Source organism: Psychrobacillus sp. (assembly GCF_056205495.1).
In genome coordinates this window covers 1-1,685 of record NZ_JBAEAP010000298.1, presented here as the reverse complement: position 1 = coordinate 1,685, position 1,685 = coordinate 1, and the positions used below count along the sequence as shown (strand labels likewise).

The 1,685-nt window shown below is 33.6% G+C and carries 3 protein-coding genes; all 3 read right to left on the bottom strand.

Annotated elements, in window-relative coordinates; genetic code table 11:
* Positions 1 to 492: 492 nt before the first annotated feature.
* Positions 493 to 972, bottom strand: a complete 480-nt coding sequence (rlmH, locus tag AC06OU_RS08695; protein ID WP_475855235.1) for a 23S rRNA (pseudouridine(1915)-N(3))-methyltransferase RlmH — start codon at positions 970 to 972, stop codon at positions 493 to 495.
* A gap of 69 nt (positions 973 to 1,041) precedes the next feature.
* Entirely contained in the window at positions 1,042 to 1,227 is a 186-nt protein-coding gene (locus AC06OU_RS08690; RefSeq protein ID WP_475855233.1) for a CxxH/CxxC protein, read from the bottom strand.
* A gap of 167 nt (positions 1,228 to 1,394) precedes the next feature.
* The coding region (locus tag AC06OU_RS08685; RefSeq protein WP_475855231.1) for a PDZ domain-containing protein at positions 1,395 to 1,685 on the bottom strand (291 nt) is incomplete at its 5' end.

The following is a 1,685-nucleotide window of genomic DNA, read 5'->3' as shown; positions in this document are numbered from 1 at the left end:
ATCGAAATAGGTATTTCTCTATTTTGCCAAGCGTAGTTTAGCAACAGCATGAAGCAAAAGATGAAAAGAAATAAAATAGAAGAAAGTATTAGGTTATAGCTCATAATGAGAAATCCTCCGATAGAATCATTCTATAAATACTAAGTTTTATACGATTAGGAGATGATGTGAAAAGGTAAAATACTTTTTTAGTATGCTTATTCGTAATGTTATCATGTGGTTTCTTATTTACAACATATTTTTTTATACTTGTTAGTGAATCCTGGTGATCATCTAACCCTCCTTACTTATACTGTTTCTTACATGTTTCATCTGCTTCCAATAATTAGAATATCTTAGATTCATCATAAACAAGCTTTTCCACGTCTTTTCCCTACAAATTTCTGAAATTCTCCCTTTAAATAAAATACTTAAGTATATTCATTTCATCTGAATATACTTAAGTATTTTTAATAAGTATAGATACTATTTAGGGATTTGAATCTAACGCACTTACTTATGATACGGTTCGCCCTTCATAATTCGAAATGCTCGGTAAATCTGCTCCACTAAAACTAGCTTCATGAGCTGGTGTGGTAGTGTCATTTTGGAGAAGGATAACTTTTCGTCGCTTCGCTTCATGACTTCTTCATGCAGTCCCAGGGAACCACCTATTACAAAAGCTATTTTGCTTCTTCCATAGGTCATTAATGACTCTATATCTGCAGCCAGCTGTTCGGAGGTTTTCATTTTTCCTTCGATTGCTAGAGCAATGACATAAGTGTCTGCTCCGATTTTTGCTAGAATACGATCCCCTTCCTTTTTCTTCACGATTTCCATATCTGCATCGCTTAAGTTTTCAGGGGCTTTTTCATCTGCGACTTCAATTAATTCCATTTTAGCGTAGCTTCCAAGTCTCTTTGTATATTCTTCTATCCCCATTTTTAAGTATTTTTCCTTAAGCTTCCCTACTGATATAATTTGTATATTCACAGGTTATCCACCTTTACATTTCATTTACAAACAAGTTATTAACACCACTTATCCACATATCCACAATAGTTATCTACATCTTGTGTCATCATTTTCATGAGCCACAAGATATATTGCAGAATTATTACAATAGGTACAACTTGTGGATAACTGTTTTTCCTCATTTATTTTCTCCATCATTGGGAACGTTTTTTCTTCTGCTACAAATATATCTAAAGCGTGATTTATATGGGTTTCGCAACTGAATATTCTCACTATTTAACACCCTTTCTAATTAAAATTACTTAACATAGTTATACACAATTTTTCTTTTGTTATCCACAGTCTATTTTAACAAAGAAAAAACGAGTAGGAAAGACAAGCTTTTCTTTCCATACTCGTTGTGTAAAACTTTTGATACTACTTTTGAGTTATCCACATGTCTACAACTGCGTGGAGTCCTCTAAAGTTAATGTTAATTCCACTATTTCTCCTTGGCGATACACTTTTACATCCAAGCTGTCACCAATGTCTTTTTCGTTATATAAATGTTTTCTTAGATCGATGGAGTTCTCAACTTTTTCTCCATCCATTTCTACGATGACATCATAGGTTTTTAGACCAGCATTTGCAGCAGGTGTCCCTTCATATACTTCGTCTACTACGACTCCCGTAGTTACTTCTGCAGGAAGTTTTAAAGTATCTCGTTGATGAAATGCTGGAACATTTGTTAA